Source organism: Novosphingobium olei, assembly GCF_012927405.1.
Classification (GTDB): domain Bacteria; phylum Pseudomonadota; class Alphaproteobacteria; order Sphingomonadales; family Sphingomonadaceae; genus Novosphingobium; species Novosphingobium olei.
Map to the genome: position 1 here is coordinate 114,616 of NZ_JABBGM010000002.1, position 25,149 is coordinate 139,764.

Annotated in this window: 28 protein-coding genes; 2 read left to right on the plus strand and 26 right to left on the minus strand. The window is 65.8% G+C overall.

What is annotated here, in order from left to right:
• Nucleotides 1-4: 4 nt before the first annotated feature.
• From fliD to HHL27_RS04605, 17 genes are all read right to left on the minus strand, one after another.
• Nucleotides 5-1,471 carry a flagellar filament capping protein FliD gene (gene fliD, locus HHL27_RS04525; protein ID WP_169492209.1) on the minus strand — a complete coding sequence of 489 codons (1,467 nt, stop codon included), beginning with the start codon at nucleotides 1,469-1,471 and terminating at the stop codon, nucleotides 5-7.
• A gap of 30 nt (nucleotides 1,472-1,501) precedes the next feature.
• Nucleotides 1,502-2,659, minus strand: a complete 1,158-nt coding sequence (locus tag HHL27_RS04530; protein ID WP_169492210.1) for an EscU/YscU/HrcU family type III secretion system export apparatus switch protein — start codon at nucleotides 2,657-2,659, stop codon at nucleotides 1,502-1,504.
• A gap of 4 nt (nucleotides 2,660-2,663) precedes the next feature.
• On the minus strand, nucleotides 2,664-3,446 hold the full coding sequence (gene fliR / locus HHL27_RS04535) for a flagellar biosynthetic protein FliR (protein WP_169492211.1): 783 nt from the start codon (nucleotides 3,444-3,446) through the stop codon (nucleotides 2,664-2,666).
• A 6-nt stretch (nucleotides 3,447-3,452) separates the two neighbouring features.
• Nucleotides 3,453-3,725, minus strand: coding sequence for a flagellar biosynthetic protein FliQ (locus tag HHL27_RS04540; RefSeq protein ID WP_169492212.1), 273 nt, complete (start codon nucleotides 3,723-3,725; stop codon nucleotides 3,453-3,455).
• Nucleotides 3,725-4,525, minus strand: coding sequence for a flagellar type III secretion system pore protein FliP (gene fliP, locus HHL27_RS04545; RefSeq protein WP_169492213.1), 801 nt, complete (start codon nucleotides 4,523-4,525; stop codon nucleotides 3,725-3,727). Before fliP ends, HHL27_RS04540 begins: the two co-directional genes overlap by 1 nt.
• A 4-nt stretch (nucleotides 4,526-4,529) precedes the next feature.
• The gene (locus HHL27_RS04550; protein ID WP_169492214.1) at nucleotides 4,530-4,808 is read right to left on the minus strand and encodes a flagellar biosynthetic protein FliO; all 279 of its coding nucleotides are present in this window, start codon (nucleotides 4,806-4,808) and stop codon (nucleotides 4,530-4,532) included.
• Complete coding sequence (gene fliN / locus HHL27_RS04555) at nucleotides 4,808-5,083, minus strand: flagellar motor switch protein FliN (protein ID WP_169492215.1); 276 nt, start codon at nucleotides 5,081-5,083, stop codon at nucleotides 4,808-4,810. Before fliN ends, HHL27_RS04550 begins: the two co-directional genes overlap by 1 nt.
• A gap of 12 nt (nucleotides 5,084-5,095) precedes the next feature.
• The gene (locus HHL27_RS04560) at nucleotides 5,096-5,995 is read right to left on the minus strand and encodes a FliM/FliN family flagellar motor switch protein (protein ID WP_169492216.1); all 900 of its coding nucleotides are present in this window, start codon (nucleotides 5,993-5,995) and stop codon (nucleotides 5,096-5,098) included.
• A gap of 37 nt (nucleotides 5,996-6,032) precedes the next feature.
• Entirely contained in the window at nucleotides 6,033-6,632 is a 600-nt protein-coding gene (locus HHL27_RS04565) for a flagellar basal body-associated FliL family protein (RefSeq protein WP_169492217.1), read from the minus strand.
• Between the two features lie 31 nt (nucleotides 6,633-6,663).
• Complete coding sequence (locus HHL27_RS04570; protein WP_169492218.1) at nucleotides 6,664-8,325, minus strand: hypothetical protein; 1,662 nt, start codon at nucleotides 8,323-8,325, stop codon at nucleotides 6,664-6,666.
• A gap of 79 nt (nucleotides 8,326-8,404) precedes the next feature.
• Nucleotides 8,405-8,833: a hypothetical protein gene (locus HHL27_RS04575; RefSeq protein ID WP_169492219.1), complete on the minus strand. Its 429-nt coding sequence runs from the start codon at nucleotides 8,831-8,833 to the stop codon at nucleotides 8,405-8,407.
• The gene (locus HHL27_RS04580) at nucleotides 8,823-10,151 is read right to left on the minus strand and encodes a FliI/YscN family ATPase (RefSeq protein ID WP_169492780.1); all 1,329 of its coding nucleotides are present in this window, start codon (nucleotides 10,149-10,151) and stop codon (nucleotides 8,823-8,825) included. The genes HHL27_RS04575 and HHL27_RS04580 overlap by 11 nt, the downstream gene beginning before the upstream one ends.
• Before the next feature lie 8 nt (nucleotides 10,152-10,159).
• Nucleotides 10,160-10,804, minus strand: a complete 645-nt coding sequence (locus HHL27_RS04585; protein ID WP_240959380.1) for a FliH/SctL family protein — start codon at nucleotides 10,802-10,804, stop codon at nucleotides 10,160-10,162.
• The gene (gene fliG, locus HHL27_RS04590; RefSeq protein WP_206069401.1) at nucleotides 10,797-11,825 is read right to left on the minus strand and encodes a flagellar motor switch protein FliG; all 1,029 of its coding nucleotides are present in this window, start codon (nucleotides 11,823-11,825) and stop codon (nucleotides 10,797-10,799) included. The genes HHL27_RS04585 and fliG overlap by 8 nt, the downstream gene beginning before the upstream one ends.
• Nucleotides 11,822-13,552, minus strand: a complete 1,731-nt coding sequence (gene fliF, locus HHL27_RS04595) for a flagellar basal-body MS-ring/collar protein FliF (RefSeq protein ID WP_169492220.1) — start codon at nucleotides 13,550-13,552, stop codon at nucleotides 11,822-11,824. The genes fliG and fliF overlap by 4 nt, the downstream gene beginning before the upstream one ends.
• Nucleotides 13,553-13,555: 3 nt before the next feature.
• Nucleotides 13,556-13,921, minus strand: coding sequence for a flagellar hook-basal body complex protein FliE (fliE, locus tag HHL27_RS04600; RefSeq protein ID WP_169492221.1), 366 nt, complete (start codon nucleotides 13,919-13,921; stop codon nucleotides 13,556-13,558).
• Nucleotides 13,918-15,195 carry a sigma-54 interaction domain-containing protein gene (locus HHL27_RS04605; protein ID WP_169492222.1) on the minus strand — a complete coding sequence of 426 codons (1,278 nt, stop codon included), beginning with the start codon at nucleotides 15,193-15,195 and terminating at the stop codon, nucleotides 13,918-13,920. Before HHL27_RS04605 ends, fliE begins: the two co-directional genes overlap by 4 nt.
• Before the next feature lie 230 nt (nucleotides 15,196-15,425).
• Between HHL27_RS04605 and HHL27_RS04610 the strand changes: the two genes are divergently transcribed.
• Nucleotides 15,426-16,226 carry a flagellin N-terminal helical domain-containing protein gene (locus tag HHL27_RS04610; protein ID WP_169492223.1) on the plus strand — a complete coding sequence of 267 codons (801 nt, stop codon included), beginning with the start codon at nucleotides 15,426-15,428 and terminating at the stop codon, nucleotides 16,224-16,226.
• 181 nt (nucleotides 16,227-16,407) lie between these two features.
• The gene (locus HHL27_RS04615) at nucleotides 16,408-17,190 is read left to right on the plus strand and encodes a hypothetical protein (RefSeq protein ID WP_169492224.1); all 783 of its coding nucleotides are present in this window, start codon (nucleotides 16,408-16,410) and stop codon (nucleotides 17,188-17,190) included.
• Between the two features lie 146 nt (nucleotides 17,191-17,336).
• Here HHL27_RS04615 and HHL27_RS04620 read toward each other — a convergent pair whose 3' ends face one another.
• Genes HHL27_RS04620 through HHL27_RS04660 form a run of 9 tightly spaced genes read right to left on the minus strand, consistent with a single transcriptional unit; the run spans nucleotide 17,337 to nucleotide 25,149 of the window.
• Complete coding sequence (locus tag HHL27_RS04620) at nucleotides 17,337-18,176, minus strand: flagellar motor protein MotB (protein ID WP_169492225.1); 840 nt, start codon at nucleotides 18,174-18,176, stop codon at nucleotides 17,337-17,339.
• A gap of 15 nt (nucleotides 18,177-18,191) precedes the next feature.
• Nucleotides 18,192-19,055, minus strand: coding sequence for a flagellar motor stator protein MotA (motA, locus tag HHL27_RS04625; protein WP_169492226.1), 864 nt, complete (start codon nucleotides 19,053-19,055; stop codon nucleotides 18,192-18,194).
• Between the two features lie 24 nt (nucleotides 19,056-19,079).
• The gene (locus HHL27_RS04630; protein WP_169492227.1) at nucleotides 19,080-20,000 is read right to left on the minus strand and encodes a flagellin N-terminal helical domain-containing protein; all 921 of its coding nucleotides are present in this window, start codon (nucleotides 19,998-20,000) and stop codon (nucleotides 19,080-19,082) included.
• An 8-nt stretch (nucleotides 20,001-20,008) separates the two neighbouring features.
• A complete protein-coding gene (gene flgK, locus HHL27_RS04635) occupies nucleotides 20,009-21,346 on the minus strand; it encodes a flagellar hook-associated protein FlgK (protein ID WP_169492228.1) in 1,338 nt (445 codons plus the stop codon).
• 4 nt (nucleotides 21,347-21,350) lie between these two features.
• Nucleotides 21,351-21,743 (minus strand): rod-binding protein, encoded by a 393-nt coding sequence (locus HHL27_RS04640; RefSeq protein ID WP_169492229.1) that lies wholly within the window; start codon nucleotides 21,741-21,743, stop codon nucleotides 21,351-21,353.
• Complete coding sequence (locus HHL27_RS04645; RefSeq protein ID WP_169492230.1) at nucleotides 21,740-22,846, minus strand: flagellar basal body P-ring protein FlgI; 1,107 nt, start codon at nucleotides 22,844-22,846, stop codon at nucleotides 21,740-21,742. The genes HHL27_RS04640 and HHL27_RS04645 overlap by 4 nt, the downstream gene beginning before the upstream one ends.
• A gap of 19 nt (nucleotides 22,847-22,865) precedes the next feature.
• The gene (locus HHL27_RS04650; RefSeq protein WP_169492783.1) at nucleotides 22,866-23,603 is read right to left on the minus strand and encodes a flagellar basal body L-ring protein FlgH; all 738 of its coding nucleotides are present in this window, start codon (nucleotides 23,601-23,603) and stop codon (nucleotides 22,866-22,868) included.
• A gap of 2 nt (nucleotides 23,604-23,605) precedes the next feature.
• Nucleotides 23,606-24,394, minus strand: a complete 789-nt coding sequence (gene flgG, locus HHL27_RS04655; protein WP_169492231.1) for a flagellar basal-body rod protein FlgG — start codon at nucleotides 24,392-24,394, stop codon at nucleotides 23,606-23,608.
• A 14-nt stretch (nucleotides 24,395-24,408) separates the two neighbouring features.
• Nucleotides 24,409-25,149, minus strand: a complete 741-nt coding sequence (locus HHL27_RS04660) for a flagellar basal body rod protein FlgF (protein WP_169492232.1) — start codon at nucleotides 25,147-25,149, stop codon at nucleotides 24,409-24,411.

Genomic DNA, 25,149 nt, shown 5'->3' on the forward strand with positions numbered 1-25,149 from the left:
CGGGTTAGTTGGACTTGGCGTTCCAGGCGTCGATCTGGGCCTGGAGAAAGGAGAGTGTCGATTTCGAGCTCGAAAGCCTTGAATCGAGCCCAGCGTATTGCGTGACCAGTTTCTGGCGCAGTTCTTCCTGCTTGGTCTCGATGTCGCTCTTCTGCGTTGCAAGCTTGCTCTGCAGAGCCGTCATGCTGGTAATCGAACCGCCCAGCGAGTTGGCGCTGGAGGTCGATGTTACCGCGCGAGACATCTTATCTAGCGTTGCGTAGACACCATAGAGGCCCGTCGTGAACATCTTGGCCGCACCGGCGGGGCTGCTCGACAAGGTTGCGGAAAGACGCGTGCTGTCGAGCGTGAACGTGCCGTCACGGTTGGTCTTGAGGCCAAGGTCGGAAAGGGTGGAAGGTTCGCCCGTTGCGGCATTCGGCATGACCTTGCTGAGCGCCAGCGAATTGAGCTGACGCCGCAGTTCGCGCGCGCCGGGATTGTTGTTCAGCGTTCCGGATGTGGGATCGGTGTCGGTGTTGAGTTCCGAAACCATCGTGTTCAGCGCGGAGACGAGATCTTCCATCGCCGTCTGAATTCCGCTTGCCGGATCGGAGAAGGTGATCGTCGTCGGCGATCCGACGTTTGTTCCGGTGAGCTTCAGCGTGAGGCCTGGAGCGGCGTCGGTGATGGTGTTGGTGGTCGACGTGCGCGAGACGCCATCGAGGACATAGGCTGCGTCGGTAGCGCTCGACTTCAGCCGCGTGGCGTCACCCGCCGGGGTCCATGCCAGATCCGACAGGCCTGGATCGCTCGCGTCCTCGGTGGCTTCGATCTGGAAGGCGTTGGCGGCGCCGTCCTTGCCCTTGAGCACCAGCTGCGCGCCATTCGAGCCGGTCGCGACGTAGGCGGTTACGCCCGCGCCCTTCGCATTGATGGCGTTCGCCACGTCAGCGAGCGTGGCACCCGATGCCACGGTCACATCAACCTGAGCACGGCTGCTGTCGGCGGTGAAGGTCGTGCCGGATATCGTGCCGAAGCGGAGCGTCAGCGTGCCCGAGCCGACGGTGGCGGTCGAGCCGCCGCTGATCGCGGGCGAGACCAAGGTCTGGCCCTTGGCGATCGAGGTGACCTCCAGCGTGGATGTGCCGCTGCCGGTGAGCGAGCCCTTGGAAACCGTAGCGACCGCACTGTTGGCGATCTGCGGGTTGACCGCCAGATCGCCCGTGCGCACGCGATCGCCGAACGAGGAGGCGATCGTCGAGACCATGCTCTTGAGCGTGGATGCGGCGGAGATCTGCGTCGCGAGCTTGTCGCTGCGCGAGCTGATCTGGTCCAGTCGCGATGCGAACTGCGCGCTGGCAAGCTGTTCGGCAAGGCTCGCGGTATCGATGCCGCTGCCGCCGCCGAGCGCGGAGACCAGCTTCGCCGTGGCCGAGCTGGACGAGGTGGCCGAGGTCGTCGAGGTCGAAGTCGTCGAGGTGGTGGTCATACGTCCTAGAACGGTTGGCGGGCGAAGCTGTTAAGCGCCGGCAGGGGGTTTTGCATCGCGTTTTTCGAGGCGCCCTTCGGCATCGAAGCGCAGTTCGATCGGCACGTCGATGCGCGGGCGGGCGGGGGTTTCGCCGCGTTTGAGCGAGAGCACGAAGGCAAGCACCGAGGCGACCGCGCCGTACAGCTCTTCACGGATCGTCTGGTTCTCGCGCGTGGTGAAGTAGACCGAGCGGGCGAGCGCCGGATATTCGAGCGTGGGGACGCGCAGTTCGGCGGCCAACTCGCGCATCGCCAGCGCCTTTTCACCGCGACCCTTGGCCAGCACGATCGGTGCAGGAGCGCGATCCGGGTCATAGGCCAGCGCCACCGAGAAGTGCGTCGGATTGGTCACCACGAACTGCGCATCGCGCATCGCCTTCTGCAGGCCGCCCATGGCAATATCGCGCTGGCGTTGCCGGATCGCCGCCTTGCGTTCCGGACTGCCTTCGCTTTCCTTGTGTTCGTCCTTGAGCTCCTGAAGGCTCATGCGAAGACGCAGGAAACGGCGCACCCACTGGATCGGGAAATCGATCAGCGCGATGATGGTGAGCCCACCGCCGAGCGCGAACAGCAGCGCGAGAAGGGTATTCCAGGCATAGGTCAGCTGGCTGACGACCTCGCCGCCGCCCAACCCGAGCAGCGCGGCAAGCCGGCCGTGCAGCCAGCTCCAGGCAATCGTGCCGAGCAGCGCCAGCTTGGCGATCCCCTTGCCGATCTCGATCCACCCTTGTGGACCGAGCATGCGCTTGAACCCGCTCATCGGATCGATGCGTGAATACTTCGGCGCAAGGTTGGCCGCGACCCAGCGGCCTTCGCCGCCCGGTCCCAGCTGGGCTGCGAGCGAAAAGAGCAGGATCAGTCCGCCCAGCACGAACACCGGCGGCAGCACGGCTTCGAGCGCCTGGATGATCAGGGTGCCGGGCGTGAAATCGTCGAGGCTGGCGCGATCCCAGACCAGTCCACGGCGAGCGGTTTCGCCGAGCGCGGTGAGCACCCAGGGGCCCGCAAGCCTCATCCAGACCGCGCCGATCAGGATCGAGACCGCCGTCGTCAATTCGCGCGAGCGAAGGACGTCGCCGTTTTTTGCAGCGTCCTTCTTGCGCTTGGCACTCGGGGCAAAGGTCTTTTCACCGGCGCTTTCGGCCATGGCTTCAGCGCTCCATCAGCGAGGCGCTGTGCGCGACAGCGGTGTGGGCAAGATCGGTGAGGCGATCGGTGACAAGCGGGGCCGAGGCGATCATGGCCAGCAGACCCGCCAGCACGCTTGCCGGAAGCCCGAGCGAGAACAGGTTCAGGCTGGGTGCCGAGCGGCTGATCACGCCGGTCATGACCTGGACCAGCAGCAGCAGCAGCGTGACCGGAAGCGCAATGACCAGCGCCATGCTGAACATTTGCGTCGCAAAACCGGCGACTTGCGCCATGTGGCCGGCGGAGAACCAGGCAGTGCCCGGCGGGAAGGCGCGGTAGCTTTCGACCAGCAGCGAGAACCAGTCGAGATGGGCGCCAAGGCCCAGGAACAGCACCGTCATCACGACCGAGAAGTATTGGCCAAGCGCGGGCGAATGCGCGCCGCTGACCGGATCGGCCGTCGTCGCGATCGAAAGGCCCATGCCGCCGCCGATAAGCTCTGCCGCGATCAGCGGTGCGGCAAAGGAAAACTGCAGCACGAAGCCCATGGCCAGGCCGAGCACGGTCTCGTTGGCAATGGCGAGCATTCCGGCAAGCGAGAGAAGGTTGGGCGGTGCTGCAACATTCGTCCACCCACAGACGAGGACCGCGAGCGCGCCCGTTGCCATGACGCGCACCTGTGGTGGAACGGTGGTCGCCCCGAACAGCGGTGCGGCAAACAGGGCGGCGGCGATGCGGGTCATCACGAAGACCAGCCGCCAGAACTCCCCTTCCAGCGCGCCAAAGCCGAAGTCGAGCGCGATCATCGCCGATCAGCGTCCGGTCACGGCGATCTGGGCGAAGACATCCTTGAGGAAATCCCCGACGAGCCCGAGCATCGCTCCACCGAGCAGAACCAGCACCAGCGCGGTGATGGCAAGCTTGGGGACGAACGTCAGCGTCTGTTCGTTGACCGACGTCGCGGCCTGGATGATGCCGACGACAAGACCGACGGCAAGGCTGGCGAGCAGGACCGGGGCAGCGACCAGCGCTGCAACCCACAACATGCGGTCGGCCAGGCCAAGAAGGGCGGCGGTATCGTCCATCAGCCGAAACTCGACGCAAGGCTGCCCATCAGCAGCGCCCATCCATCGACAAGGACGAAAAGCAGCAGCTTGAACGGCATCGACACGATCGTCGGGCTCATCATCATCATGCCAAGGCTCATCAGCACCGAGGATACGACAAGGTCGATCACCAGGAAGGGTAGGAACAGCATGAAGCCGATCTGGAAGGCGGTCTTCAGTTCGCTGGTGACGAAAGCCGGCAGCAGGATCGAGAATGGCACGTCGGCGCTGCTCGCGAACTTGGGCGCATGGGCCATGTCGGCGAACATCGACAGATCGTGCTCGCGCGTCTGGCGGATCATGAACTTGTGGAATTCGGCGCCGGCGTTGGCGATGGCCTGCTCGGCATTGATCGTGCCGGCCGAATAGGGGCTGATCGCGGTCTGGTTCACCTTGTCGAGCGTGGGTGCCATCACGAACAGCGACAGGAACAGCGAAAGCCCGATCAGCACCTGGTTGGGGGGGGACTGCTGCAGGCCCAGCGCCTGCCGCAGAATGCCGAGTACCACCAGAATGCGGGTGAAGCTGGTCATCATCAGGATCAGGCTGGGCAGGATCGTCAGCAGCCCCATGATCAGGAGTAGCTGGAGCGACATCGAAAGGGTGCCGCCCGACTGCGCGCCAGCAAGCTGGCCGAACGCGCGATCAAGCGCGCCGGGGATGGCAGCGGCGGTCGAACCGGGTGCCGCTGCCGGAGCGGCGGCGGGCGCGGCGAATGCGGTGGCAGGCAAAAGCAATAGGGGCAGAATTACAGCGGCGCGCAGATCACGAAGACGCATGGCTTCAAACCTCGTCCGCGGCGCGGTCGGTGCGGGCCGGCGCTTCGGCGAGCGGGACAAGACCGGTCTTGCTCGCCGAGACAAGGATCTCCCGCCCGCGGAATTCGATCACGGCAAGGCGGAGCGTGGGGCTCAACATCTGCGTCTCGACGATCTTGACCGAGCGGGCGCCGGTGGTGGTGCCGAACTTGCCTTCCATCCGCTTGGCGAACTTGAGGCTAGCCCAGGCAAGGCCGCCGATCAGCGGCAGCAGGATGACCAGCTTGAGAATGTACCAGAGCATCAGGCAGCTTCCCCGCGCGGCGCGACCTGCTGGCCGACCAGTTCCACGATGCGCAGGCCGAAGCGATCACCTTGCGCCACGACCTCACCACGCGCGATGAGCTTGCCGTTGACCATCACGTCGAGCAGTTCGTCGGTCAGCCGGTCGAGCATGACGACGCTTTCCTCGGCAAGCGCGAGAACGTCCTTGAGCTTCATCTCGGTCCGGCCGAGCTCGACGGTCAGGCGGACATCGACGTCCTTGAGGAAATCGAAGCCGCGGGTCTGGAAGGTCATCTATGCCTCTTTTCAGGAAAGCTGGGTGAGCTGGACGGCGACGCGGTCATCGACCGCGCCGATGCTGCCGTGGGCGACCGTCCGGTCGGCGACGCGCAGCGGGATGGAACGGGCGATCGGTACGGAAAGCACCTGCCCGACTTCGAGCGCCGAGAGCACCGAGAGCGGCAGCGCCACATCGACGAGCACCGCCGTGACCGGCAAAGGCACATCGGCGTAGGGTGTATCTTCGGGCGAAGCCGGCTTGATCCGGCGTGCGGGCTTGCGGGGGGCGTTTTCGGGTTGGCCGAAGAATTCCGCGAGCATTGGCATCGGGATCGCGAGCCGCATTTCCCACGGCGTGCCGCCAGGTTCGGTGACCGACAACGTCAGCACGGCGAGGCGGGCTTCGGCGCTGTAGGGCTGCAGCTGCGCAAGGTTGCTGTCGCGCGCTATCGCGGTAATGGCCTCGGCCGTGCGCAGGCCGGTGGCAGCGGCAAACTGGTTGGCGAGCACGGCTTCAATGCGTTGCACCATCAGTTCGGCAGAAAGCGGCAATTCGCGCGGAAGAGGGTGGGGGGCATGGCCGGGGCCGCCAAAGGCGCGGTCGACAAGGCGCAGCGCAACTTCGGCGTCGATCGCCGAGAGCAGGCGTCCGCCCGTGCCCGCCACGCGATAGATGCTCCAGGCGGCAAGCCCCGGAACCCGGCCCGCCAGATCGTGAAGCACGAGCTCTTCCGGGGCCGCGCATTCGACCATCGGCGGTTCGCCACCCAGCAGCAGCGCAAGCGCGCCCCGCATGGACCGCGCCATGCGCTCGCTGGCGCGCGCCAGCGCGGGCAGGAGCTCGGCCGGGCCCGGGCCGGGCCGCACCAGCTCCGCCGCATGGCGGGCAAGAGGCCTTTCGGCGATGAGTGAGCGTTCGGGCTGCATCGTCAGATGTTCGTGCTGTCCGTCGGAAAGTGGAAATTCACTGGACGATGAAGGACTTGAAGTAGACGGCATCGACGCCGCCAAAGCCTTCGGTCTGGGTCAGGACCTTGTTGATCGCAGCGGTCATCCGCTTCTGCAGGCGATCCTTGCCCTGGCTCGACTGGATGTCGGTTTCGGGCGTTTCGGCGAGCACGTCGAGCAGCGCCGAGCGGATCGCCAGCTCATGCTTCTGCAGCCACAGGATCACGCGATAATCGCGCCGGGTCGAACAGGCGACCGACAGTTGGACGAGCGCGTCGCTGTCCTTGAGGTTCGAGGTGAACTCGTCGGCGAAGCTGTAGTAAACGGTACGATATTCGCTACCGCCCTCGCCTTCGGTTTCCTTACCCTCGCCGCCTTCGCCTTCGCCTTCCTTGGCTTTGGGCGCGAACGGATCCTCTTCCCCCTTCTTGATCAGCTTAGGGCGATTGTCTTCCTTGACTTCCTTTTCATGGCCGCCGCCGATGATTCCAGCCGCGACGAGGCCGTAGGCACCGCCGCCACCGATCGCGAGCATCCCGACTGCCACGCCGATGATCATCATCTTGCCGCCGCCCTTCTTCTTGGCCTTGGCTTCCTTGTCTTTCTTCTCGCTCATGCTGGATTCCCGAAAGGTCTAACGGCGCGGATCAGGCGAAGATGCCGTGGCGCGAATTGTTCTGCGGCGTTGCGGTCGTGGCGCGATCGCGCGTGGAAGGGCTGGCGGTGCCGGCGGTTGCCGTTCCGCGCGTTGCGGGCTGGCGCGGATCGCCTTGCCCGGCCTGCGCGGCATTGCCCTGGCTCTGGCCGTTCGCCCCGGTGCCGGCAGCGCCCGCGTCGGCAAGCTGGGCCTGCTGCGATTGTTGCGACTGGCGCGCCGTCGCTTCGTTTCGGTTCGCATCCTGCTGGCTGGCCGATGCTTGCTGGCCGGCGGAGGCGGCGGTCACGCTGGCCGATGCTACCGCCGGCGCAAAGCCCGGGTCGCTGCTGGACATGGCGACGGAAAGGCCGTCCTCTTCGGCCTTGAAGCGCAGCGAGACTTTGCCAAAGTCGGTATGGTTGAGCGCGACCGCTATCGGTGCCGCCGAACCTTCCGCGTCGGTCCGCGCACGGGCGATCGCGTCGACGAGCGTGCCGAAGCTCACCGGCTTCTGCACAGTCTGGTCGTTCAGCGCAGAGGCGACCTGGGCATTGTTGCTGGTGGTCTGGATCGGCGTGGTTGTGCCCGGTGCCACGGCGGTTTGCGCGGTCGCGGAAGCGTCCGCCTGCGTTTCGGACCTCGTGGCGCCAGCCTTGTCGAGCCGGCTGCTTGTTGCCGCAGGCTTGTTTTCGCTCTGGATGGCGTCGGCCACCCGGGCTGGCAGGGCCTTGTCGGAGGTGGCGGTCCGGTCTTCGCGCTGCGAGCCAGCGGTGTTGCGGGGCGATGCGCCCGCACTGTCTTCCGCCTGGATCGCCTTGGCTGCCACGATGACCTCGGATGCCGGGGACTCGGCCGGCATCGGGACGTCTTCGCGGGATGGCTCGGGCAATCCGGTGCGGCTTGTCGTCGATGGCGCCGTCGTCGTGGCGGTCTGTGTTGCGGCAGACTTGAAGGTCTTCGCGGTGACGCCTGGTTTTGCTTCCGGCTCTGCCTCGGTGATGGTTCGCGTGACGGTGGCGGGAGCCGTGGCCGTGGCACTGAAGGTAGCAGAGGCCCCAGCCTTGGTAGCTTGTCCGTCAAGCGGGGTTTCCATTGTCAGCGCGATCGCCGTGGTGTCCAACCCTTTCGCGCTTGGCGTTGCCGCTTCTTCCACGGTCGTGGTGACCTTGGGGGGAAGCGTCGTGGCGAGGGTCTGGACGCCTGAAGGGGCCGCATTGGTCGCTGATGGGGCGGAAAGCGTCGTCGTCGGTGCCGACAGGATTGCACGTGCCAGTTGCGCCGCGGCTTCACCTGCAATCGGGAGAGCTGTCAGCTGGGCCTGGACGAAATCAGTGGTTTCGTCGGTGGTCGCATCGTCGGTCGTCGCGTTCGCTTGGATCGTGGATGAGGGCATACGTGCAGGGGCGGCCCCTGAAAGCTCAAGACCTGACTGTCGCAGTTGGCCGGTGGCGGCAACGGCGGCGGCAAGGCTCTGCCGGGCGGCAACGTCCTGCAAGCCTTTGCCGCCGGTCGATCCTTCGGGATTCAGCGCCTGAGCGTTGACGAGCGCCTCGGCAAAACCGGGCGAATTCGGGCTTGCGGTGGCGGAATTCGTGGTTGTACCGGCGGTCAGCGCCGCAAGGGTATCGCCGAGGGAAATCGTGTTTGCGGCATTGGCGGCAATCTCGACCATGAAACGGATCCTCCTCAACGATCTGACAGGACACACTCTTCAAGATGCGTGCCAGTTTGGGGCATCGGTCCGAAGTCGCTCAGCTTTCGTCGCGATTGCGACGTTGCGCCGCTGCCGGGGCCGCATTCGATTGCTGCAGCCGAGCGATGCGCCGGGCCTGCTCTTCGGCGCGATCCTGAACGGCAGCGCGGCGACGTTCGGCCTCGGCGGCTTCGGCCGCCCGCGCATCGGCGATCGTGCGAGCCCGCGCGACATCGCGTTCGTTGCCCGAAGCGATCCGCTCAAGCCCGCGGATGAACTTGTGCAATTGCTGCAGCGATCCGGCATCGGTCGCATCGCCACGCGCGCCGTAATCGCTCACCAGCGTGCGGGTACGGTGGCCAAGGGCTTCGAGCTGGGCGAGGGTGCCTTCGGCCTTGCCCGCCTCGGCCAGCGCGGTCCGCCGCGCCACGTCACGGATGCGTTCCAGCCTTTGCAACCGCGCGAGACGGGCGCGCTCAGCCTTCATGGCCGAGCAGGCGGGTTAGCGCCGCGATGCTGGCATCCATTGCGATGACTTCGCGCTGGCTCTGGGAGAGGAACCCGCTGAGCGCATCATGCATGGTGATCGCGCGATCGAGCTGGGGGTCCGTGCCGTTGCGATAGGCACCCATCAGCACGAGGTCGCGGTTCGCCTCGTAGGTTGCGACCAGAGCGCGGAACTGCCGGGCGAGCTGCTGATGGTCTTGCGCGGTGATATCGCTCATCACGCGGCTCAACGAGGCGGCAATATCGATGGCGGGATATTGTCCGCGCTGGGCCAGATCGCGCGAGAGGACGATGTGACCGTCGAGGATCGAGCGGGCCGTGTCGACGACCGGATCGTCCTGGTTGTCGCCATCGGCGAGCACGGTGTAGAGCCCAGTGATCGAACCGCCGCTCGCCGCCGAATTGCCGGCGCGTTCGACCAGCTTGGTGATCGTGGCGAGCGCAGAAGGGGGGTAGCCGCGTGCCGTGCCGGGCTCGCCCAGCAGCAACGCGATCTCGCGGCCGGCGTGGGCGACGCGGGTAAGCGAATCCATGATCAGCAGCACGCGCTTGCCCTTGGCGCGAAAGTATTCGGCCATGCTGGTTGCCAGCATCGCGCCGCGAATGCGCAGGTTTGGCGCATGGTCGGCCGGCACGGCGACGACGACGCTGCGCTCGCGCTTGCTGCCGTGCATGTGGCGTTCCACGAAATCGGAAACTTCGCGCGCGCGTTCGCCGATCAGCCCGACGATGACGATCTCGGCCTCGGCGCCATGGGCGATCATGTCGAGCAGCACGGACTTGCCGACGCCTGAACCTGCCATCACGCCGATGCGCTGGCCAACGCCGAACGTGGTGAGCGCATTGAGCGCACGTACGCCTGTGTCGAAGGCAAGGCGTACCGGCGAGCGGTCGAGCGCGCCGGCGCGTATGCCGCCCGAAGGCCATTCCCGGCTCGCTTCGATCGCTGGGCCCCCGTCGATGGGCTTGCCTTCGCCATCGACGGCGCGGCCCAGAAAGGCTTCCCCGACCGGGAGCATGCCGGGCCGTCCTTCGGGCCGGACGCGCGAACCAGGGCGCAGCAGCACCGTGTCTCCCAGCAGCATCATCAGCGTGTTGCCGTTGCGGAAGCCGATGACTTCGGCGGCAAGCGAGCCCGCGCCGTGCGCGATCCGGCATTGCGTGCCGATCGGCACAGACAGCCCGCTTACTTCCAGCAGGCCACCGTCACAGGCGGACAGCAGGCCGAAGCGGCGCGGGGAAAAGTCTGGATGCGCTTCGGCGAAGCGGCCGAGCATGGGAATGGCGGGGCTCAACATGGCCGTGTTCAGCATTGCCTGAGCGCGTCCTCGATGGCCCGGCGCCACTGCTCGGGGCCATCCTCGACGCCGCCATGCGCGCCTTCGACGCGGATCGCGCCGCGTTCCAGCGCCGGATCGGGCTCGCAGTGCCAGGCTTCGGGAAGACGGGCATGAACCAAGGCCAGGTCCTCGGGATGAAGCCGGATCACGCGTGCATCGTCGGATCTCGCCAGCATTGCGGCTGCGGCCGAAACCCTGCGTCCCAGCGCTTCCGCATCGGTCGCGACGCCCGCCAGCAGACTGTCGCACAAGGCGAGAACCGTCTGGCGCAGGCGATCGTGCAACTGGTGGACAAGCGCTTCGTCCATGCGCACGAGCGCCGTCTCGATGCGGTGGCGCGCGGCATCGGCCTCGGCCTGTTCGACTTGCGCAGCACGCCGCGCATCCTCTGCCCCTTGCGCGTAGCCGTCGGCGAAGGCCTGCTGAACGGGATCTTCCTCGGGCTGGGCGGCTCCACGCGAAAGCGAGGCAGCCTCGATCGCGGTGCGCTCGCCCGCGGGCACGAAGCGCGCGTCGCGTGCAAAGGGGCCCGAACCGAGGCCGATCAGGTCGGCAAGGGCGTGTGCGCGTGGCTTGGATAGGGCGAACCGATCATGCAGCATTTCAGACATAATCGTCGTCGCCCGCGCCGAACACGATCACGCCTTCGGCCGACAAACGGCGGGCGGCGGTTATGATCGCCTTCTGCGCCTCGATCACTTCGGCCATCTTCATGCGACCGCGCCCGGCGATTTCGTCGCGCACGCCGTCGGCGGCGCGGCTGGACATGGCACGGAAGAAGCAGTCGCGCTGTTCTTCCGGAATGCCCTTGAGCGCGGCGATGAGCGTGTCGGAATCGACTTCGCGCAGCAGCGAGCCCATCGACTTGTCGTCGAGCACGTAGAGGTGCTCGAACTTGAACATCTCGTTTTCGATCGCCTTGGCCAGGGCTTTGTCCTGCTTGGCGATCTCGGGCATGACCCGCTTTTCGACCGCGCGGGCGGCCGCGTTAATGATGTCGGCGGCTTCGCGCGGGCCACCCATGGTGAGCGCGGCGCGGCCGTGGCATTCGGTGATGCGCCGAGCGAGCATCTCTTCCAGCATCACAATCGCCTCGGGCGCGACCGGGCCCAGCGTGGCGATGCGGTGAACCACCTGAGTTTGGATCGCGTCCGGCAGGGCGTGGAGGACCGCAGCGGCCACCTCGGGATCGAGCTGGACCAGCAGCACTGCGATCGCCTGCGGATGTTCATCGCGAACCAGCGGCACCAGCACCTGCGGCGTCAGCCAGCGTGCCAGCTCCAGCGAGCTGGTGGCGCTCGCCGCTTCGGGGGCGATGCGCTGCATCAGGCTGTCGGCCTTCACTTCTCCAACGGCGCGGGTCATCAGCGTGCGCACCTGGCCCACGCGATCATGCGCGGTCAGGCCCAGCTTCTCGGTCTTTTCGACAAAGCCAACGATGGCCTGGGCGATCGTGCGGGGTCCGATCTCGCCCAGTGCACACATCTTTTCGCCGAGAAGGCGCAGTTCGCCAGGTTCGAGCTGCGACAGCAGGTGGGCCGCCTGATCGTCGTCCAGCAGCATGACCATGACGGCCGCGCGCTCGGGATCGCTGATCGTCGCGTCGCCCTCGATTGCGCTCATTTCGCTCATCGCGCGCCTTCCTCTTCAGGTTCCCTGAGCATCTGCCGCAGCGCTTCGACCGCGCTGTCCGGCTTTTCTGCGACCAGCCGCTGGGCGAGGCCGACCTGGGCGCTCAGCAGTTCGGGGTCGATCTGGCCGGTGGCGGGGTTGGTGAGCTGGGCCGGCCGCGTCGCCGCGCTTGCCCCTTCGACACCCTCGCCATCTTCGTCACCATCGCCCGCTTCGGCATCTTCATCTTCGTCGCCAGCCTTGCCCTTCTTCTTGCGCGCCTTGCCGCCTGCCGCGGCGGGATCGCGCTTCAGCGCCTTGATCAGCGGCCGCACACCCAGCAGCAGCGTCATCAGCACCGCCAAAAGCGCCACCACGTTGCGCAGGATCATTGCGAACCAGGGCGTTTCCCAGAACTTGGGCGGGGTCACCACAGCTGGCTGGAAGCTACGCACCGCCACGGCCACCTGATCGCCACGGGTCGTGTCCGCGCCGACGGCGGCGGAGACGAGCTGCTTGATCTGTTCGATCTCCGCCGGCTTGGCCTTGGCCATGATCGCGCCAGACAGCGCGACCGCGACCGAAAGCCGCTTGATCTTGCCGGGCCCAGCGTTGACCACCGCCACCTCGCGGCCAAGTTCATAGGTCTTGGTCGACGAACTTTCGCCGTTGGTGGGTGCAGCGCTGGGGGTTGCCGCCGGAGTCGGCGTGGCGCCCGGCGCGCCCGGCTGGGGCGTGGTCGGTGGAGGCGGGGTGTTGGAGAGGACGCCGGGCACGCCAGCGGCCGCACCGGCCCCCGAAGACTGGGAAGCGGACTGCGATTCCTGGCGGACCGCGCCGTTCTTGTCGTAGCTTTCGCGTGCCGACGTGGTCTGGTCCATGTCGAGCTCGACCTGGATCTCGGACGAAAAGTTACCTTCGCCGAGCATCGGGGTGAGGAGGGCGGAAACCTGCTGGCGCAGCTTTTCTTCCATCCGTCCCTGCATCTCTAGCCGATCGTTGTCGCCCGGCTTGTCGGACGACAGCAGCCGGCCGTGCTGGTCGATCACGCGCACCGCATCGATCGAAAGGCCCGGCACCGAGGCAGCGACCAGGTTCACGATCGCGGCGACCTGGCTGTCGGACAGCTGTCGACCGCGGGCGAGCTTGACCATGACCGAGGCCGACGGTGGCGAACTCTCGCGCACGAAGACCGACTTTTCCGGTTCCGCAAGATGGACGCGGACGGCCTCTATCCCGTCGATCTGCATGACCGTCAGTTCCAGCTCACGTTCGCGCGCGGCTTGCAGCCGTTCGCCTTCGACCGTGCGGCTGGCGCCCATCGGCAGCTTGTCGATCATCTGCTCGCCCGTTTCGGGCGTCGCGATCGCACCGTCGGAGGCGGCGACCATGCGGGCCTTGTAGAGATCGTCCTCGCCCACCGACAGGGCGCCAGTGGCGTTGTCGATGGTGTAGGGGATCGACGCCTTGTCGAGCGCCGCGACGACTTGCGCGCGCTCGCTGTCCGAAAGGTCCGAATACAGGACGCGTTGCGGTGCAGGCGCCATGGTCAGCCACAGGAGACCCGTGAGCCCCGCAGCGGCGACACCGCCGAACCATGGCAGCGCACGCCGCACCGGCGGCTGGCCCATGAACTGGCCGATGCGGGTGAGCACCGGGCCGCCGGCCGGATCGGTCAACGGCGCAAGCAACGATGGTGCCGGTCCTGCCGGCAGGGTGCCGGAGGACGCGGGAACGAGATCCGCCATCTATCAGATCCCCATCCGCATGATGTCCTGGTACGCGGACAGCAGCTTGTTGCGGACTTGCAGCGTGGCTTCGAAGGCGACGCCGGATTCCTGCCGGGCGAGCATGACCTTGGCGACGTCGGTGACTTCGCCCTTTTCATAGCCCTCGCTCAGAACGTCGGCTTTCTGCTGCGTCGCAGAAACCTGTTCCAGCGCAGACTTGAGCGCACCGGTGAAGCCGCCAGCTGGAGCGGTACCACCGGTTTCAGCGGTCGCATCGCCCGGGTTACGGATCTGCTGCAGCAGCTGCGAGCGTTCGACGATCTGCTGGCGCAGGGCCATGATCTGCTGAACGCCGGTTGCGCCGCCAATGGCGCCGATGCCGCTCATCGCCTGCCTCCCGCAGCGAGCCCGCCGAAGGCGATGCCGGCCTCACGAAAGCTGGCCAGGCGATAGCGCAACGTGCGTTCCGAAATGCCGAGCTGGCGCGCCGCGGCGACACGGCTGCCACCGCATGCTTCCAGCGTGGCGAGGATCGCGCGCGCTTCGGAAAGCTGCACGATGTTGGACAGCTTTCCGCCAGCCGATGCCGTCTCGGGCTGCGCCTCGATTCCGGCGAGGCGCACGGCGCGGTCGAACGCGATGTGCTCGGGGCCGATCTCGTGGGCGTTGCCGGCAAGGACTAGCGCGCGGCGGATCACGTTCTCCAGCTCGCGCACGTTGCCCGGCCAGGCGTGGCAGGCGAGCATCGCGATTGCAGCGTCCGATAGCCAAGGAATCGCCTGCCCGGCGGGCACGTGCCGCAGGATCATCGCAAAGGCGAGGGGGGCGATGTCTTCGCTGCGTTCGCTCAATGGACGCAGGGCGAGCGGAAAGACGTTGAGGCGGTAGAACAGGTCAGCGCGGAAGCGCCCCTCTTCCACCTCGAGCGGTAGATCGCGGTTGGCGCAGGCGATCACGCGAACGTCAACCTTGACCGGGGTGGTCGCACCGATTGGAACGACTTCGCCTTCCTGCAGTGCGCGCAGCAGTTTAGCCTGGAGCGACAGCGGCATCTCGGCGATCTCGTCGAGCAGCAGCGTTCCACCGTTGGCGGCGCGGAAGAAGCCTTCGCCAGCGGCATTGGCACCGGTGAAGGAGCCCTTCTGGTGGCCGAACAGCATGGCCTCGAGCATAGTCTCGGGCATGGCGGCGCAATTGATCGCGATGAACGGCTTGTCGGCGCGGGGGGAGCGCTCGTGGATGAAGCGGCTGAGGACTTCCTTGCCGGTTCCCGTCGGACCGTTGATCAGGACGGGAATCTCGCTGGCGGCGATGCGTTCGGCAAGCGCCAGCACCGAAAGGCTTTCGGGGTCGGCCGCAATCGGCGCGCCCGGCGCCGAAGCACAGGCCATCAGCGCGGCCAGCGCGCCGGGCGATGCGCCGTCGGTGTAGCGGAGCACCAGGCGCTGACCGCCGGCGAGGCGGGCGATAGAGCAACTGTCCGCGCGCTCAAGCATCACAGAGGGTCGTCGCGGGTCGGCAGGGATCTTGTCGGAAATGTCCCGCACTTCCACGCTGGCGCCGCCAAAGCTTGCCGCGATGCCCGTTGCACGTTGGGTCAGCGGCGCGTGCAGACGGCTCGCCGCATCCGAAATGTGCAATCGTGTTTTACCGCGACTCATCTTCTGAACCCCCGTCTTAACCATGTCTTCCGAGGGTCTTTTCGCGCGAAAACGTCAAACGGGCCGGAACTTTAAGCTGCGGGGTTTCCCCTAGTGTCAGCCCTGATGTCCGGCAGATTCCGGCAGGCGGCACCCTTAAACCCGGCAACTTTCTGCCGGTCTTTGCCTCGACGGCCCGATCCCATGACGATCAGGCAGTCTTTCGGGAACGATCTCACTGGAGAGAAAAAATGGCGGTTATCAACACCAACATCAGCGCCATCAAGGCTGCCAACGCCTCAAACTCGGCTGGCAAGATGGCGGCAACGGCAATGGAGCGCCTGTCGACCGGCAAGCGCATCAACGGCGCCAAGGACGACGCAGCCGGCCTCGCGATTAGCACCACTATGACGGCGCAGATCAAGGGCATGAGCCAGGGCGTGCGCAACGCCAACGACGGCATCTCGCTCGCGCAGACGGCGGAAGGTGCGCTCAACGAAGTGACCAACATGCTGCAGCGCGTGCGCGAACTGGCGGTTCAGTCGGCTTCGGGCACGTACCAGGATTCGGACCGCGGCTACATGGACGCGGAAGTCCAGGAACTGTCGACCCAGATCAACAACGTGCTGACCAACACCAAGTTCAACGGCAATGCCGTGTTCGGTACTTCGGACAGCACCTTCACGATCCAGGTCGGTGCCGACACCAGCGATACCGTTGACATCACCAGCAAGGGCATCGCCGCGGTTACGTTCGATGTGACCGGCGCTTCGGCCGCCACCACCACGATGGGTGACGTCGACACCTCGCTCGGTGAAGTGAACGCCGCGCGCGCTTCGTTCGGTGCGGGCCAGAACCGCCTCGAATCGGTCGTCAACAACCTGAACGACAACATCACCAACCTGTCGGACGCGCGTTCGCGCATTCAGGACACCGACTATTCGGCCGAAACCACCGCGATGGCCAAGGCCCAGATCCTGAGCCAGGCGTCGACGGCTATGATCGCGCAGGCCAACCAGAGCCAGCAGAACGTGCTGTCGCTGCTGCGTTAAGATCGTCCAGCGCAATCGCCTGTCTCCACCAGGCGGCCCGGACCCGGCGATCCCCCCGATCGCCGGGTTTCGGGCCGTTGGCCGTTCGGCATTGCCATGGCCATGCCGTTATGGCTCGCATTCCGAGTCGGCGCGAATTTTATTGCATATAATTAACAGTTTAGAGCCGTCTGGAAATAAGTTGCCCGGTCGCCGGATCGGTTTCGGCAATCGATTGGCCCGCAATCATGGCGGAAATGCGCGGAAAACCGTTCATCACGCCTGCCGCTCGCCTCATCCCGAAATTATGCCATTGTATATGCGCGTAAATCTCGGAATTTTCTTATCAACATCGAAGCGACGCGGGCGCCGCCCCTTTCGACAGTTTCGGGGATTAAGAAGGATGGCAAGAGCGCAGAGCGTGGTGGAGGTCGGATGCGGAGCCGTTGGTGCGGCGTCTGCGGATCTGTCTGAATGTCCGGCGCAAGGGCGTCTGTCTGGCCTTGCCTCCGAACTCGAAGCGCTGGTCGGTGATGTCCGGAGCCGTCTTGCCTCTGCATCGATCGATGGCGCCATCGATGCTGCCGATCAGGCACGCACCGCGTTCAACGCCGAAGAATTGTCGCTCGGGATCGCCAAGAAACTCTATCGCGATCGCCGTCGACGCGCGGAGATGTTCGATGCGGATCTGTTCGGCGAACCGGCTTGGGACATGCTTCTCGACCTGTTTATCGCCGCTTGCGAGAACCGTCAGGTTTCCACGACGAGCGCATGCATCGGGGCGAACGTGCCCGTCGCCACGGGGCTGCGCTGGATCCAGCTCCTCGAAAACCAGGGTCTGATCGCCCGCAGGGCGGACCCGCGCGATGCCAGGCGTGTGTGGATCTCGCTTACGGCTTCGGCTCGCCGGCGCTTGCGCACCTACTTTGCAAGCAGCCTTCAGCAACCGGGCCGGCCGGCGAATGCGGCCGGCGCGGCGGCTTGATCGGAAACCTGACTGCGGGGAGTCGCAGCACTGCGGCCTGCAAAGTTCACGGTGTTTCCGCAGGGCGCTGAATTTGCTGTAGCCACCGCCGTACGATTGCAAGCGAGCGCGAGAGATCGCGGGCGATGGCCCCAGTCGCTGCAGGATCAGTTGAGCAGCAGGATCGACATGCGGCGGTTGCGCGGATCTGCCGGGTTGTCCTGAACCAGGGGCTCCTTGTCGGCAACGCCCTCGATGCGGTGGAAGCGGGATTCGGCGATACCACTGCGCATCAGCGCCTGACGTGTCGCTTCAGCGCGGCCGGCGGAAAGCGACCAGTTGTTCGCCGCGTCTCCAGGCTTCCATTGCAACGAGTCGGTATGGCCGCGCACGGTGAGCCCTGACACGTCGGTGGACAGCACCTGACCGATCGCGGTGACCAACTCCAGCGCGTCGGGCGTAAGGATGGTGGTGCCCAGCTGGAACATCGAGAACTTTGCATCGTCCACGAGGTCAAGGCGGATGCCTTCCGGCGTCATGGTCATGCGCACCTGGCGCGAAAGTTTGCGCAACTTCTCGTTCGCGGCGAGCTTCTGCTGCAGCTTCTGTTCGAGCGCGGCCGTGCGCTTGACCTTCGACCCGCCGTCCTTGGCGCCGCCGCTGGCATCGCGCGGGATGGTCAGGCTCTTGGTGCCGGTCTGGCCGGCGCGATGCTGATAGCTGTCGGCATCGGTCAGCGAAGATCCGCCGAGCAGGCCATAGGAGCCGGCGCTGCCTTCCTTCATCTTGACCAGAGTGGGCGTGAAGTAATCGGCGATGCCCTTGCGCTGCTTTTCGGTCGTTGCACCGAGCAGCCACATCAGCAGGAAGAAGGCCATCATCGCGGTCACGAAGTCGGCATAGGCGACTTTCCAGGCGCCGCCGTGGTGGCCGCCGGCAACCACGGTGATCTTCTTGACGATGATCGGCTTGGGCGGTTCAGCCTTGCCCTTGGGTGCCTTTGCCATCGCGAGCCGTCCTTCTTAGCGACCGCGCAGCGCGTCGAGCAGTTCGGAAAGCCCGGGGCGGAAGGCATGGCCGAGACCCGATCGCGCGCTTTCGACGACGAGTGGCTGCGGCCAGCCATGAAGGCTCGCGATGATGACTTGCTTGACGGCCTGGAAGATCATCTCGTCCTGATCGAGCACCTGCTTGAGCCGGCCCGCCAGCGGTGCGACCATGCCATAGGCGAGCAGAACGCCCATGAATGTGCCGACTAGCGCCGAACCGATCATCGCGCCCAGGATCGAAGGCGGCTTGTCGATCGAACCCATGGTCTTCACCACGCCGAGCACCGCGGCCACGATCCCCAGCGCGGGCAGCGCGTCGGCGAGGCCCTGCAGCGCGTGCTGCGCTTCGCTTTCTTCGTGGAAGTGCGTCTTCATCGCGTGGTCCATCACGTCCTCGACCGCGTGCACTTCGAGCGTGCCCGACGACACCACGATCAACGTCAGCGTATCGCAGATCAGCGCGGTGAGCGCGTGGTTGCCAAGCAGGCGGGGGTATTCGGCGAAAATCGGCGAATTCTTGGGATCGGTAACGTGACTTTCCAGGGCGACGGGGCCGTCGGAGCGGAGGATCTTCATCAACTTCGTGCACAGGACGATTGCGTCTATGTGATCCTGCTTGTTGTGCTTGGGACCCTTGAACACCTTGCCGAAGCCGGCGCCGATGCCTTTGAGTTCATGGAGCGAGTTGCCAGTGATGGTGGCGCCGAGCGCGGCGCCGCCGATGATCAGCATTTCGTGCGGAATCGCTTCCATCACCGGGCCGAGCGCGCCGCCGGTGATGGCGAAGCCGCCGAAGACCATCGCCAGAAGAACAACGATGCCGATGCCTGCGTACATGTCCGGGCAAGCCCTCTGGGTCGATTACTTGAGAAGGTCGAAGAGCGACAGGCTGGCAAGCTTGGTGAAGCTCGCCTGGCTTGCCTGAAGCACGGTCGACAGCTCGCTGAGGCGGGTCAGCGCCTCGGTCAGGTCGGTCGTGCCGAGCGTCGATTGCTCTTCGGAGCGGGCCTCTCCCATCACCTGCTGGCGCTGGGTGTTGAGGTCGATCCACGAAAGCCGTGCGCCGAGCACGGTCTGCGTGGTGGTAATAGAGTCAAGCCCATCGCCGAGCGTTGTCAACGCGGCGTTGGCAGCACTGGCAGCGCCGGTCCCGCCCGTGGTCAGCGTATCGGCAAGGCCCTTGATCGTGGCGAGCAGATCCTTGGACGTGCCGCCCGACTGGAATTCAAGGAATTCGGGGCCAGTGAAGCTGCGCGCCACCGATTGCCCATCGCCCAGCGAAAGCTCGCCAGCGCTGCCGCTGCCAATATAGCTGGCGTTGCCCGCGCTATCGAGCTGGTAGGCATTGCCGGCTGTATCGCCGCCGAAAAGCGCGTTGCCCGCGCTGTCGCGCGAATTTGCCAGTGCCACCAGGTTGCCGTGGATCTGGCCAAGTTCGGTGGCGATCGACTTGCGCTGGCTGTCGGTCAGCGTTCCGGTTGCCGCCTGGGTCGCCAGTTCCTTGGCCCGCGTCACGAAGCTGGCGAATTCGTTGAGCGCGGAATCGACGAGGTTGAGATCGGCGGTCGCCCGGTTGGCCGCCGCAGTATCAATCTTGGCGATCGCATCGTTGCGCGCGAGCATCCGAAGGCGCGAAGCGGCCAGCGGATCGTCGGACGATGCGGTCAGCTTCTGGCCCGATCCGATCTGGCTCTGCAGCTGTTCGGCTTGCGAACGCAGTGAGGTGAGGTCGAGTGCGCCCCGGTCGAAGAAGGCGCTGGTGCTGGTGGCGAAGATCGTCATGGCGGGCCTTACCGGATGTTGAGCAGGGTATCGAACAACGTCGTCGCGACCTGCATCACCCGGCCCGAAGCCTGGAATGCCTGCTGGTAGCGCACGAGGTTCACGGCTTCGGTGTCCAGATCGACGCCCGACTGCGCGGCAAGCGCGGTCTTGGCGGAATCCGAAATGGTCTTGAGCGCATCGCGCGTGATCTTGCGGCCGTTCACCGTGGCGGAGATGTCGAAGATGATGTCATCCATCGCCACGGCGGGATCATCGGCGTTGAGCGCACTCTGGAGTGAATCGAGATTGGTGGTGTCCCGGCTGCCGGCCGCTGCACCCGATGCAGCAGTGGCGATCTTGCGCCCGTTCGCGGCGACCAGCGTGAAGCTAGCAGCAGTGGTGCCCGAGAAGATCGCTGCCCCGGGATTGCCATCAAGGTCGCTGCCGGCTGCGTTGGCGGTGTTGACGGTGGTCACGATCTTGCCGGCGAGCGTGTCAAGATCGCCGTGGATTTGTGCGAGCTTGGACAGCGCCTGCTGCTGGCCGGCGAGCGAACCGCCCGACAGGGTAACGGCGGCCGAGCCGAGCGCGAAGCTCATCGTGCCGTTGCTTGCCGTAGTTGCGGTCAACGTCGTTGCCGTGCCGCCATCGACGAGCAGGGCGCCGCCCGACCCGCCGAGGCGGACCTGGACGCTGCCATCGGTTGCGAAGGTCGTCGCGACATCGCCGTACTGGCTGATCTGCTGGAGAAGGTTGTCGCGCTGGTCGAGCAGGGTCGTCTGGTCGCTGCTCGCATCGGCGGCGCGGGTCAGGCGCAGGTTGGTGCGCGCGAGCTCGGCAGCCATGCGGTTCACCTCGGTCACCCCCTGGTTCGCGGTGAACTGAAGGCCGTTGCCCACGGCATCGAGTTCCTGGGAGGCGATCTGGAAGGTGCCGGTCATGTTGCGCGCGGATTCGAGAACCGAGGCGCGCAGCGATGTGTCGGTGGGGTTCTGCTTGAGCTGCTGCAGCGCGCTCATGAAATCGGTCACCGAGCTGTAGGCGTTCGATTGTTCGATCGCCGCTTCGATGTTCTGCAGGCCGCTGACTTCGGCATCGGCCCGCGCGGTATCGGCGCCGGTGCGCCGCACTTCGGACTGGCGGAAGGCGTCTGCATTGCGCTGGATCTGGCTGACCCGCACGCCCGAAAGCGAAACATCGCGCGACGTGCCGAAATAGCCGGTCGAGGCAACTTCGGACAGCGAAGCGCTGCGCCGCACATAGCCGTCGGTCGATGCGTTGGCGATGTTCTGCGCGGTGACATCGAGCGCGATGCGCGCTGCCTTGGCGCCGCTGCGGCCGATCGAGAGCAGGTCGGAAGACATGGCTTCAGCCCTCCGTGGCTGGCGGTGTGGCGGCGGTGGAGCCGGTGGTCGATGTTGCGGCCGCGCTGGTGGCGGCTGCGTTGCTCATCTCGAGCCCGCGTGCGAGCTGGGCCTCGATCTGGCGGGCTAGTCCGAAAGCACCGCTGTGGGCAGCAATCTCGGCAAACCTTTCATCGCGCATCTGGGTGAAGGTATCGTCATTCCCGCCTACGGGATTCCCCCCGAAGAGGTCGTTTTCCCCACCGAAGCTGCCCTGACGGGCGGCCGAGAGGATCTGGCGAACGAACATCGCCTCGAAGCCTTCGGCGGCCTGGCGCAGCTTGAGCCGCTCGGCCGTCTTCGCATCCTGCGCGGTGGCCGTCGTGTCGGTGACGGTGGAGGGAAGGAGCACGCTCACAGGATTTCCATCTCCGCCTTGAGCGAGCCCGCTTCCTTGAGCGCCTCGAGAATGGCGACGAGATCCGACGGGCTGGTGCCAAGCTTGTTGAGCGCATCGACCAGCGACGAAAGCGAGGCACCGGGCTTGAACATCGCCACATGCGCTTCCTGTTCGGAGACGCTGATCTGGCTGTTGGGCGTGACGGCAGTCTGCCCGCGCGAGAACGGCCCAGGCTGCGAAACTTGGGGCTTTTCGTCGATCTTGACTACCAGCTTGCCGTGGCTGATCGCAGCGGGGCTCAAGCGGACGGCGCTGTTGATCACAACGGTGCCGGTGCGGCTGTTGACGATTACCTTGGCGGCCGCTTCGGCCGGCGAGACTTGCAGCATCTCGATCGCGGCCATCGTGCTGGCGCGGCGGTCTGCGCCATCGGGCAGGCGGAGTGCGAGCGTAACGCCGTCTTCGACAGCCGCAGTGCCCGGATAGCGCGTGTTGATGGCATCGCGCACGCGCGCGGCGGTCAGGAAATCGGCCTGGAACAGGTTCCAGCGCAGGATCTCGCCCGTATCGAAACCGGTCGCGACCGCGCGTTCGACGCTTGCACCATCGGCGATGCGGCCCACGGTGGGCACGTTGACGGTCAGCTGCGATCCGTCCTTGGCGGTAATGCCCAGGCCTCCGACGGCCAGGTTGCCCTGCGCCATCGCGTAGATCTGGCCATCGGCGCCATAAAGCGGTGCCAGGATCAGCGCACCGCCGCGCAGGGACTTCGCCTTGCCGATGGTGCTGACGGTAACGTCGATGCGCTGCCCCGGCTTGGCAAAGGCCGGAAGATCCGCGGTAATCAGCACGGCGGCCGCGTTCTTGAGGCCGGGCGAGACGCCGGGCGGCAGCTGCACACCAAGGCGGCCGGAAACGCCGCGCATCGCCTGGGTCAGGTAATCGAGATTGTCGTCGCCCGTGCCGGGCAGGCCCACGACCACGCCATAGCCCGTCAGCTGGTTGGTGCGCACGCCCTGAAACGCGCCCAGATCGCGCACCCGTTCGGCATGGGCGACCGGCGCAGCAAGCGGCGTGGCCAAGGTCATCAGGGCAAGGACGAGATAGAACAGGCGGCGCATGATCTTGGCTTCCCCGACGTCAGAACGGGCTGATTGCGTTGAAGAACTTGGACAGCCAGCCTTCGCGGCTGGCGCGGGTAACGGCGCCGTTTCCGGCATATTCGATGCGGGCGTCGGCGACGCGGCTGGAGGGGATCGAGTTGTCTCCGTCGATATCGCCCAGGCGGACGATTCCGGAGAACTGGACCCATTCGTTGCCCTGACTCAGCAGCAAGCGCTTTTCCCCCTTCACGAGCGCGGTCCCGTTGGCGCGGACTTCGGCAATGGTCACCGAAACCGAACCTCCCAGCGAGCTGGTCTGGGTCGCGTTGCCCTGTCCGTTGAACGACGATCCGCCCGAGGCTTTAAGGGCGTTGGGGTTGAGGAAGGACAGTGGGCCTGCGGTCGGCGGCACGATGTTGAAATCGCCGCTGCGCTGGGTCTTCGATCCTGCCGATTTCGACGTGGTCAATTGCTCTACCAGCACGATCGTCAGCGGATCTCCGACGGCGTGGGCGCGGCGCCCTTCGACGAGGCCGGCATATCCGGCCGCCACGTTGAAGATCGCGCCGTTGCCCTGCGGCGCCGTGGGCGAGGGGGGCAGGGCAGGCTCGAAGCCTGGCGCCGGCTTTCCCTTGGCGTGCGCCGGGGGTGCGAGCCACAGCCCGCCTGCGAGCGCCACGGCCGCAAGAAAGAGGGTTGCCGGGCGCGGAAGACGGCGCGCCCGGCGGGGGACAAATACATCGTCGAATGCGGTGTCGAACGGCGCCCTGAACATCGTCACAGCGTCTGGTTCGCGTTCTTGAGCATCTCGTCCACGGCCGAGATCATCTTCGAGTTGATCTCGTAGGCGCGCTGGCATTCGATCATGTCGACCAGTTCTTCGACCACGTTGACGTTCGATGCCTCGAGGTAGCCCTGGCGGATCTGGCCGCGTCCATCCTGTCCGGCGATGCCGACCTGCGCCGCGCCGCTGGCCGCGGTTTCGAGCAGGAAGTTGTCGCCCTTGTTCTGCAGGCCCGAAGGATTGGTGAAGCTGGCAATCGTGATCTGGCCGAGCTGGGTCGGTGTGCCCGAACCCGCCACCGTGGCCGAGACAGTGCCGTCTGGGGCGATCGTGATCGCGCTCGCACCTTCCGGCACGGTGATCGGCGGCTGCACGACATAACCTTGCGACGTGACCAGTTGCCCTTCGGACGAGCGCGAGAAGTTGCCGGCGCGGGTGTAGGCCAGCTGCCCGCCGGGCAGAGCGACCTGGAAGTATCCGTCGCCGTCGAGCGCCAGATCGAGCGCATTGCTGGTCGATTGCAGCGAACCCTGGCTGTCGATGCGCGACGTGCCCTGAATGCCGACGCCAGTGCCAAGGTTGAGCCCGGTGGCATAGGCGGTTTCGCCGGAGGACTGCTGCCCGGCAACGCGGGCGTCCTGGTAGGCGAGCGTCGCGAAGTTTGCGCGGTCGCGCTTGAATCCGGTCGTGCCGACGTTGGCGAGGTTGTTCGCGATCACGCGCATGCGCGTGTCCTGGGCTTCCAGACCGGTACGGGCGACGTGGAGGGCGGATGAAGGCATGGATCAGGTCTCCGTCAGGTAAGGCGCATCAGGGTGGCGCTGTTCTCGTCGACTTCCTTGGCGGTCGCGATCAGCTTGGTGCGCATGTCGAAGAGGCGCTGTGCCTCGACCATCTCGACAAGAATGGCGGTGGGATCGACGTTGGATTGTTCGAGGGCGCCGGTGTGGACTTTTGCTTCCTCGTCAGCCGGCAGCACGCCGCCGCCGACCACGCGGAACAGCCCGTCGAGTCCCTTCTCGATCTGGGAGCCCTCGAAGCTCGCCAGCTTCAGGAGGGCAACCTGCTGGGGCGGCGTGTCGGGCGTTGCGGGGTCGGCCACGAGCACCGATCCGTCGGGGCCGATCGACACCTTCGATCCCAGCGGCACCGTCACCGGCCCGCTGTCACCGACGACGGGGCGTCCGTCGCCGTTGACCAGCAGGCCGGTCGGATCGATCGAGAGATCGCCCCGCCGGGTGTAAGCTTCGCTGCCGTCTTCGGCCTGCACGCTCAGCATCACCTTGCCTTCGAGCGCGATGTCGAGCGGGTTGCCCGTCTCGACGATCGTGCCCTGCTTCATGCTGGCGCCACGCACTTCGCCTTCGGTCATGGCGCGCGCTTCGAGGCTGGGGCCCTTCAGCGTGACGGGCAAGGCATTGAGCATTTCGGCGCGGAAGCCGGTGGTCTGGGCATTGGCCATGTTGCTGGCAATGACCCGCTGACGGACCATGGAGCCGCTCATGCCGGAATAGGCGGTGTAGATCAGGCGATCCAT

Excerpts from the sequence above, each read along its gene's own strand:
- fliD (WP_169492209.1), bottom strand. The coding sequence starts at position 1,471 with ATGACCACCACCTCGACGACTTCGACCTCGACGACCTCGGCCACCTCG.
- HHL27_RS04530 (WP_169492210.1), bottom strand. The coding sequence starts at position 2,659 with ATGGCCGAAAGCGCCGGTGAAAAGACCTTTGCCCCGAGTGCCAAGCGC.
- fliR (WP_169492211.1), bottom strand. The coding sequence starts at position 3,446 with ATGATCGCGCTCGACTTCGGCTTTGGCGCGCTGGAAGGGGAGTTCTGG.
- HHL27_RS04540 (WP_169492212.1), bottom strand. The coding sequence starts at position 3,725 with ATGGACGATACCGCCGCCCTTCTTGGCCTGGCCGACCGCATGTTGTGG.
- fliP (WP_169492213.1), bottom strand. The coding sequence starts at position 4,525 with ATGCGTCTTCGTGATCTGCGCGCCGCTGTAATTCTGCCCCTATTGCTT.
- HHL27_RS04550 (WP_169492214.1), bottom strand. The coding sequence starts at position 4,808 with ATGCTCTGGTACATTCTCAAGCTGGTCATCCTGCTGCCGCTGATCGGC.
- fliN (WP_169492215.1), bottom strand. The coding sequence starts at position 5,083 with ATGACCTTCCAGACCCGCGGCTTCGATTTCCTCAAGGACGTCGATGTC.
- HHL27_RS04560 (WP_169492216.1), bottom strand. The coding sequence starts at position 5,995 with ATGCAGCCCGAACGCTCACTCATCGCCGAAAGGCCTCTTGCCCGCCAT.
- HHL27_RS04565 (WP_169492217.1), bottom strand. The coding sequence starts at position 6,632 with ATGAGCGAGAAGAAAGACAAGGAAGCCAAGGCCAAGAAGAAGGGCGGC.
- HHL27_RS04570 (WP_169492218.1), bottom strand. The coding sequence starts at position 8,325 with ATGGTCGAGATTGCCGCCAATGCCGCAAACACGATTTCCCTCGGCGAT.
- HHL27_RS04575 (WP_169492219.1), bottom strand. The coding sequence starts at position 8,833 with ATGAAGGCTGAGCGCGCCCGTCTCGCGCGGTTGCAAAGGCTGGAACGC.
- HHL27_RS04580 (WP_169492780.1), bottom strand. The coding sequence starts at position 10,151 with ATGTTGAGCCCCGCCATTCCCATGCTCGGCCGCTTCGCCGAAGCGCAT.
- HHL27_RS04585 (WP_240959380.1), bottom strand. The coding sequence starts at position 10,804 with ATGTCTGAAATGCTGCATGATCGGTTCGCCCTATCCAAGCCACGCGCA.
- fliG (WP_206069401.1), bottom strand. The coding sequence starts at position 11,825 with ATGAGCGAAATGAGCGCAATCGAGGGCGACGCGACGATCAGCGATCCC.
- fliF (WP_169492220.1), bottom strand. The coding sequence starts at position 13,552 with ATGGCGGATCTCGTTCCCGCGTCCTCCGGCACCCTGCCGGCAGGACCG.
- fliE (WP_169492221.1), bottom strand. The coding sequence starts at position 13,921 with ATGAGCGGCATCGGCGCCATTGGCGGCGCAACCGGCGTTCAGCAGATC.
- HHL27_RS04605 (WP_169492222.1), bottom strand. The coding sequence starts at position 15,195 with ATGAGTCGCGGTAAAACACGATTGCACATTTCGGATGCGGCGAGCCGT.
- HHL27_RS04610 (WP_169492223.1), top strand. The coding sequence starts at position 15,426 with ATGGCGGTTATCAACACCAACATCAGCGCCATCAAGGCTGCCAACGCC.
- HHL27_RS04620 (WP_169492225.1), bottom strand. The coding sequence starts at position 18,176 with ATGGCAAAGGCACCCAAGGGCAAGGCTGAACCGCCCAAGCCGATCATC.
- motA (WP_169492226.1), bottom strand. The coding sequence starts at position 19,055 with ATGTACGCAGGCATCGGCATCGTTGTTCTTCTGGCGATGGTCTTCGGC.
- HHL27_RS04630 (WP_169492227.1), bottom strand. The coding sequence starts at position 20,000 with ATGACGATCTTCGCCACCAGCACCAGCGCCTTCTTCGACCGGGGCGCA.
- flgK (WP_169492228.1), bottom strand. The coding sequence starts at position 21,346 with ATGTCTTCCGACCTGCTCTCGATCGGCCGCAGCGGCGCCAAGGCAGCG.
- HHL27_RS04645 (WP_169492230.1), bottom strand. The coding sequence starts at position 22,846 with ATGCGCCGCCTGTTCTATCTCGTCCTTGCCCTGATGACCTTGGCCACG.
- HHL27_RS04650 (WP_169492783.1), bottom strand. The coding sequence starts at position 23,603 with ATGTTCAGGGCGCCGTTCGACACCGCATTCGACGATGTATTTGTCCCC.
- flgG (WP_169492231.1), bottom strand. The coding sequence starts at position 24,394 with ATGCCTTCATCCGCCCTCCACGTCGCCCGTACCGGTCTGGAAGCCCAG.
- HHL27_RS04660 (WP_169492232.1), bottom strand. The coding sequence starts at position 25,149 with ATGGATCGCCTGATCTACACCGCCTATTCCGGCATGAGCGGCTCCATG.